This window comes from Kamptonema sp. PCC 6506 (assembly GCF_000180455.1).
Classification (GTDB): domain Bacteria; phylum Cyanobacteriota; class Cyanobacteriia; order Cyanobacteriales; family Microcoleaceae; genus Kamptonema; species Kamptonema formosum.
In genome coordinates, this window is record NZ_CACA01000293.1 from 1 (window position 1) to 7,391 (window position 7,391).

Consider the following 7,391-nt stretch of genomic DNA (forward strand, 5'->3'; position numbering starts at 1 on the left):
CCCCTGTGCTTCTACCTGGGTGCTATTACTGGCAAAGGATTCTAGAAAGTTGCCCAAGAAGGAATCTGTTTGGAACGCTAGGAAACATCCAGCCGCAGCCCAAACTAAGGCGATCGCGGCTCGGCGATCGCGCCACCCACGATCGGAATTAGCAACAGTGGTAGATAAAGCATCGTTTGGAACAAACAGACCAAAGCTAACTAGCGATCGCTGTAGCCCCAATAATCCCTTACCCAGTTGGCGGGGACGAGGCCGAATTCCCACGTCGGCGATTACAGATTCCCCTGGAAAATCGGGCGTTAAAATCAAATCCCCATCTAAGCCAGTGAAAGCCATATCCGCTGAGGAGGGGGCAAACTCTGGCGCAATATCTTTCTCGAAAGTAGGTCTGGCGATTTTTGACAGCGGCTTTGCGGGAGCCACAGGCGATGCTGGGGAAACGGCTGTACCCACCTCAACCCCATAGCGCCACAGAGGGAGTTTTTGACCTGCGCGACGGCCGTAGACCCGCACCCCGACAATACCCGGAATTTTTAGCTGGCGCAGGAATTGGGCAATGGGCGGCCCTACCTTAGATTGAGAGGGACAGGTAGGAGATTCGCTCATGATGTGGAGCAAGTCGCCTTTGGGTAAAATCAGGACGCGAATGCCCCCAGTTTGCAGTTTCCGGTCAAGATTGGGATTGAGCAGGCGGTTGATTAAAAATGTTAGGGCCGACCGATCTCCTTGAGCCGCAAGTGTGACAGCACTTACAGCTAAATCCGGGTGGTGAGCTGCTGGCAAATCCAACCAGTCTATCCAAACCGGAGTTTCGTCTTCCTGAGTGCGGGGCGCTTCTACGCCATAGACAGTGGCGGCGCGAATACCTTGGGGTGCGATCGCAGCTAAAATCGGCGCAAGCGCATCCGTGACTATCTGTTTATCAGGAGTAGAGGCACTAGCAACTGAGAAACTTCCCCCTTTCCCCCGCTCCCCTGCTCCCCTGCTCCCCCGCTCCCCCGCTCCTCTGCTCCCCCGCTCCTCTGCTCCCCCGCTCCTCTGCTCCTCTGCTCCCCCGCTCCCCTGCTTCCCGAAAGTCTTGTTACAGAATAAATGCAGAGTAAATTCTTTAAGTGTGGCTCGAACTTCGATCCCAACAGCGGCTAATTCCTGATTTAATAGCCGTGCGATCGCAGCTACATCCCCCCAGCGGGCCCATTCCTTCAGCATTTGACTCGGAGGCGTGAGGTCTACCCGCAACATCCAGTCTGGCTTCGCTTCACCCCTAACTTGGCTGCAAATTACCGCATCCCGAAAATCTTCTAATTTCAGATCCCGCAACCGCTGAGCAATCGGCTCTGCTAGCAACGAAGGGTCGGGGCTGTATGCTGACTCGCACAACACGCATAACCGGCGAACCAGTGGCAGGGGAGAACTGACAGTATTCTCCCCCGCTCCCTCGCTCCCTTGCTCCCCCGCTCCCCCGCCCCCCCGCTCTCGAATGCTAACTTTAACCGAGACTCCCAAGGCTCCCAAGATTTCACTAAGGTAGCTGGCAATAGCATCAGGATAGCCTCGGCGAGCGAGACGTTCGCAGGAAATAGTCAACGTTCCCTCATCTTGAGTGCCATTGTTCTCCTGTGAAGGAACTTCTAGAATGGCCGTACTCTGCTGCGTTACTTGTCCTGCGGTCATGGAATAAGATGAGGAATGAAGGGGAACGGATGCGGCACTTAATTGAGAAGTAGAGGCAGTATCAATAGTTAGGGGTGAAATCGCGAAAACTTCAGTTTCTTGATTCTCAGGGGCAATTGAACCATTCTGGGTAATGATTCTACCTTCCCCTGCTGCTGCGATCGGGTTGGCAGCAGTGTGCGTCGGGGAACTTTCCCTTTCAGGCTTCTTTTTCCCTAAATTTCTGATTTCCTTGGAAGCGATGGGCGGTTCTGGGGGAGGAGTTACTAACGGTTGTGCTTCGGGACGTTTGAGTGGTTGTTGATTTCGGTTAGAACTGTTGCACTCCAGCCTCACTGTCCAGTTATTTTGTCTAGCACCCAGTCTCCTACCGCACAAAAACACTTGGTAAATCCGAGGTAGATTGCGAGGTAGCAGTTTTTCGAGGTCAGTCACGCTCAGGGCTTCGGAATATTTGGCGACTACAAGACGCTGGGGGGGACACTCTGCGGCTTCACAGAGAATGTGCAGGTGATTGCCCCGCAACCGCACCTGTACTTGCACTTCGGGAAGCCCCAAAGCTGCCCCGGCCCACTGCGTTAAGGCGGATCGATTGTCTGTCAAGATGCTCCCTTTCGCATTCAACATGGGGGCTTTGATTTCGTCAAGTGTAATTTTGTTTCCTAGAGATAGCACACCACGAGGGTATTTTGGCACACTTAGTTATACGCGCATTAATCGCTACGATATAGAGCATCGGGATTAGAGTGAAAATTAATAAAATCAGGAGGTCGATGTTTATGCAGTCGTTTCGGCAGAATTTACCAGAAACTAAGCCATCCCAGAGTCCGAATTTACAAATTCCCTCAGATATTATATTGAGCTTTGCGACTGTACCCTTACTCTTTGGGTTATTGGCTAGCAAAGCTGCGGCTGAGCTGATGGTGACAATTGGCTCATCCAGCGAGGAACTGTTTCGCGGCGATCGCCTCCCCGTTCTCAACTTCCCACACCAAGATTCTTAGAGACTGTCAACTGTTAACAGCTAACAGTTGACAGTTAACCGTTAACTGTACAATTGATTGGATATCCGCAGCTATTGAGGAACAGACCCCATGAGTTCAGTCCTCCACTCGTCAGATCAGGCCATCACTACAAAAGTCGTTTCGCCTCCTGTCCCGTTTGCTACCTCAGACCTGTTTCTGCGTAATCGCCTGAAAATCGTAGAGGACTTGTGGGAGTCAGTGCTGCGACAAGAGTGCGGTCAAGAACTGGTTGATTTAATTCAGCAGATGCGATCGATTAATGGCCCAGATCGTCAGGCTCCTCATTTTCTGGAGTCGAATGTCTTGCAGCTTATCGAAAAGCTTGACCTGAATGCCGCAATTCGTGCGGCTCGCGCTTTTGCTCTCTATTTCCAGCTCATCAATATTGTTGAGCAGCACTACGAACAGCGAGACCAGCAATTAGCTTATGTCAGCGGTAATGGTGCTAGCGGATTGGCTTTTTCGAGGTCGCAGGGTCAAACCAGCCACCAATATATAGAGGAAAATTTTCAAAGCTTTACAGCTCAGGTGCAGGAAGGTAATAATAACTTGCCGAGGGACTTAGGGACTTTCCATCACTTATTCCCGATGTTGCGACGTTTGAACGTGCCTTCTCAACAAATTCAGCGTTTGATTGATAATTTGGACATCCGGCTGGTGTTTACGGCTCACCCGACGGAAATTGTTCGCCACACGATTCGCACTAAGCAGCGGCGGATTGCGAAGATTCTGCAACAGTTGGATCAAGTTGAGGAAAATTTTGATGTTCTGGGTACTGGTAGTCAGGAAAGCCCTTATTTAGTATCTTCCTGGGAAGCGCAAGCGCTGCAAGGGCAACTGATGGAAGAAATTCGCCTGTGGTGGCGCACTGATGAGCTACATCAGTTTAAGCCGAGCGTGCTTGATGAGGTTGAGTATACTCTGCACTACTTTGAGGAAGTGCTCTTTGATGCGATTCCCCAACTGTACCAGCGCTTTAAGCAAGCTTTGCACGCTTCTTTTCCTTATCTGAATCCACCGAAGTACAATTTTTGTAAGTTCGGCTCTTGGGTGGGGTCAGATCGGGATGGCAATCCTTCTGTGACTCCGAAAATTACTTGGCAAACTTCTTGTTATCAGCGACATTTGGTGCTGGAGAAGTATATCGGTGCGGTGAAAAAGCTGAGCGAACTGTTGAGTTTGTCGCTGCACTGGAGCGATGTGCTACCGGAGTTGTTGGAGTCTCTCGATCGCGATAAGTTGGAGATCCAAGAGGTTTACGATGAGTGGGCGATTCGCTACCGTCAGGAACCTTATCGCTTGAAGTTGGCTTATGTACTCAAGCGGTTGGAAAATACGCGCGATCGCAATTGGCGGCTCTACAAGGGTGATGAGTTACAAAGGGAACGGGAAGCTCTTTCCCAGAATCCGGGATTGGTGGGACTTTACCCTTCGGGTGTGGAGTTTTTGGCGGAATTGCGGCTAATTGAGCGCAATTTGGTGGAAACGGGTCTGAGTTGTCGGGACTTGGAAAATCTGATCTGCCAGGTAGAAATTTATGGGTTTAATTTGGCTCATTTGGATATCCGTCAAGAGTCGTCGGTTCATTCTGATGCTCTGTCCGAAGTTGCTGAATATCTGCAAATTCTGCCTAAGTCTTACAATGAATTGTCAGAATCGGAGCGATCGATCTGGCTAGCTACAGAATTGCAAACCCGTCGGCCGTTAATCCCAGCAGAATTGCCTTTTTCTGCGAAAACTTGCGAGACGATTGAGACTTTCCGCATCTTGCGACAAATGCAGCAAGAGTTTGGCCCGGAAATTTGCCAAACTTATGTGATTAGCATGAGCCATGATGTTAGCGACTTGCTAGAGGTTTTGCTCTTAGCTAAAGAGGCGGGACTTTTCGATCCAGCTACGGGTATTGGCAGCATTAATGTGGTTCCTCTGTTTGAAACAGTGGAAGACTTGACAAAAGCGCCGCAAGTGATGCAAAAACTCTTCGAGTTGCCACTCTACCGGGCGATGCTTGCTGGTGGTTATGCTATCAAAAAGGATGATTCTTTGCCTTGCTCTTGTCTGCAAGAGGTGATGCTGGGCTATTCGGATAGTAATAAGGATTCTGGATTTCTTAGTAGTAATTGGGAAATTCATAAAGCTCAGAAGGCTTTGCAGCGAATTGCTGAGCAGTACAATGTGAATTTACGCATTTTTCACGGGCGCGGCGGTTCAGTGGGACGTGGCGGTGGCCCTGCTTATAAGGCGATTTTAGCTCAACCTGGGAAGAGTATTAGTGGCAGAATTAAGATTACTGAACAGGGTGAGGTTTTGGCTTCTAAATACTCGTTGCCTGACTTAGCGCTTTATAATCTGGAAACTGTGACGGCGGCTGTAGTGCAAGCTAGTTTGCTGCACACTGGTTTTGATGGGATTGACCCTTGGAATGAGATTATGGAGGAGTTGTCGGTTAGGTCGCGATCGCACTACCGTCATTTAATCTATGAAGAGCCAGATTTGGTTGATTTCTTCCATCAAGTCACTCCAATTCAAGAAATTAGCCAGTTGCAAATTAGTTCAAGGCCCGCACGCCGTAGCGGAGGCAAGAAAGATATTAGCACTCTGCGGGCAATTCCTTGGGTGTTTAGCTGGACTCAAAGCCGCTTTTTGTTGCCTTCTTGGTACGGAGTAGGTACTGCTTTGCAGGAGTTTTTGCTGGAAAAACCGGAAGAACATTTGAAGCTTTTGCAATATTTCTATCTGAAATGGCCGTTTTTTAAGATGGTGATTTCTAAGGTGGAAATGACTTTATCTAAGGTAGATTTGCAAATTGCTCACCACTATGTTCGGGAGTTATCAGCACCCGCAGATAGGCAACGATTTGAGGCTCTATTTGAGCAAATTTCGACTGAATATCACTTGATTCGCGATCTAGTTTTGACTATTACTGGTCATGAGCGTTTGCTAGATGGAGACCCAGATTTGCAGCGTTCTGTCTTGTTACGGAATGCTACGATTGTGCCTTTAGGTTTGTTGCAAGTGGCTTTATTGAAGCGGTTACGGCAGCATGGTGTGGCAGGGGTTCCTGGGGTGATTCACTCGCGTTATAGCAAGGGTGAATTGTTGCGAGGAGCTTTGTTAACTATTAATGGTATTGCTGCTGGAATGCGGAATACGGGCTAAATGGGAGAATGTTTGATTTTTAGTTTTTAGTTTTTTAGGCGATCGCTCTTTTTTTAGGGAGGGCGATCGCTGTTTAATTAGGTGGATTTACTTAACTGTTAACCGTTAACCGTTAACTCGTTAACAGTTAACCGCTAACCGTTAACCGTTAACCGTGATTATTTTCCCAACTCCAAACTGTATTCTGCAACAACATTGCCACAGTCATCGGGCCAACACCTCCGGGTACAGGAGTAATAAATTCCGCCACTGCTTGCACAGAATTGAAGTCAACATCTCCCGTTAAACGGCTAGAACCATCCTCTTTAACAACGCGGTTCATCCCTACATCTACTACTACAGCACCAGGTTTAACCATATTAGCGGTAACGATTTCCGGGCGACCGACAGCAGCAATTAAGATATCCGCTTCGCGGGTGATAGATTCTAAGTTTTGCGATCGCGAATGGGCCACAGTCACAGTACAATCAGCTTCCAACAGCATTAAAGCCATCGGTTTACCCACAAGAATACTGCGGCCCAAAACTACAGCCCGTTTTCCCTTCAAATCAATGTCATATTCCTGTAACAGCCGCATCACCCCCGCTGGCGTACAACTTCGCAAACCCGCCTCCCCCCTTACCAAACGGCCCAGATTCATCGCGTGAAGCCCATCAGCATCTTTATCAGGAGCAATTTGATAAAGTAGGGAAATCGCGTCTAAGTGACCAGGTAAAGGCAACTGTACTAAAATCCCGTCCACTCTCTCATCTTGATTGAGAGTTTGAATCGCTTGTTCGAGTTCAGTCTGAGTTGTATCAGCCGGAAAGTGCTGCCCGAAGGAAGCAATGCCAACTTTGGCACAGGCTAGTTCTTTGTTGCGGACATAAGTTGCACTCGCTGGGTTTTCGCCAACCATCAACACTGCAAGCCCTGGAGGGCGACCTTTTTGGCTTTGTAGGGAATGGACGCGCGAGATTAGCTCTGATTGAATCTTTTGTGCTAGAGCTTTACCGTCTAAGATGTGGGTAGTTTTGGCATCCATGATCGTAAATTATGGGCTAGGGGCTGACGATTTTAGATTTTAGACCTTTGTCTCTTCTATAAAATGTCCTGCTACTGACTTTTAAGCAATGATTACCGCAATCAAACCAGTGTGGGTTCAGGCATTCCGCATTGCCCCCCTATCGCTAATACTTTTCGGTGGGCTGTTCAGTTGCGGGAATTTGGCTAACTCTCGCCTAACTCTGGATTTCAATGCCAACAGCATTGCTGACATTCAACAAAAACCGGAACTAGAAGCCAAAGTTTACCTCAAAGGCAAAGTTGAAAGCCGCGCCCCTTTTTTGGGGACAGGTGCATATCAACTTCAGGATAATACAGGCAGAATTTGGGTTTTAACTAAGCAAGCTGTACCGCAAATTGGAGAACAAATGGTAATTAGAGGGTTGGTACGCTATAAAGGCATTACGTTTAAGGAATTAGCAGGAAAAGATTTAGGTGAGGTTTATATTGAGGAAATCGAACAATTAAAAACCACTCCGCCTAGTGGTT

4 protein-coding genes and 1 pseudogene are annotated in these 7,391 nt (G+C 48.5%); 3 read left to right on the forward strand and 2 right to left on the reverse strand.

Annotation, left to right across the window (positions count from 1 at the left end):
• Nucleotides 1–2,277, reverse strand: a pseudogene (locus OSCI_RS31570) (hypothetical protein); the annotation flags it as partial.
• A 176-nt stretch (nt 2,278–2,453) separates the two neighbouring features.
• Here OSCI_RS31570 and OSCI_RS16895 point away from each other — a divergent pair.
• Together OSCI_RS16895 and ppc are read left to right on the forward strand one after the other, a co-directional pair.
• On the forward strand, nt 2,454–2,678 hold the full coding sequence (locus tag OSCI_RS16895) for a hypothetical protein (RefSeq protein WP_007356259.1): 225 nt from the start codon (nt 2,454–2,456) through the stop codon (nt 2,676–2,678).
• Nucleotides 2,679–2,768: 90 nt separating this feature from the next.
• Nucleotides 2,769–5,858 carry a phosphoenolpyruvate carboxylase gene (gene ppc, locus OSCI_RS16900; protein WP_007356260.1) on the forward strand — a complete coding sequence of 1,030 codons (3,090 nt, stop codon included), beginning with the start codon at nt 2,769–2,771 and terminating at the stop codon, nt 5,856–5,858.
• A gap of 148 nt (nt 5,859–6,006) precedes the next feature.
• Here ppc and folD read toward each other — a convergent pair whose 3' ends face one another.
• On the reverse strand, nt 6,007–6,882 hold the full coding sequence (gene folD / locus OSCI_RS16905) for a bifunctional methylenetetrahydrofolate dehydrogenase/methenyltetrahydrofolate cyclohydrolase FolD (protein ID WP_007356261.1): 876 nt from the start codon (nt 6,880–6,882) through the stop codon (nt 6,007–6,009).
• A gap of 88 nt (nt 6,883–6,970) precedes the next feature.
• Here folD and OSCI_RS16910 point away from each other — a divergent pair.
• On the forward strand, nt 6,971–7,391 hold a 421-nt coding region (locus tag OSCI_RS16910; RefSeq protein ID WP_019486899.1), incomplete at its 3' end, for a hypothetical protein.

What these genes read in the sequence shown, in the direction of transcription:
- folD (WP_007356261.1), bottom strand. Translation starts at nt 6,882, where the DNA reads ATGGATGCCAAAACTACCCACATCTTAGACGGTAAAGCTCTAGCACAA.
- ppc (WP_007356260.1), top strand. Translation starts at nt 2,769, where the DNA reads ATGAGTTCAGTCCTCCACTCGTCAGATCAGGCCATCACTACAAAAGTC.
- OSCI_RS16895 (WP_007356259.1), top strand. Translation starts at nt 2,454, where the DNA reads ATGCAGTCGTTTCGGCAGAATTTACCAGAAACTAAGCCATCCCAGAGT.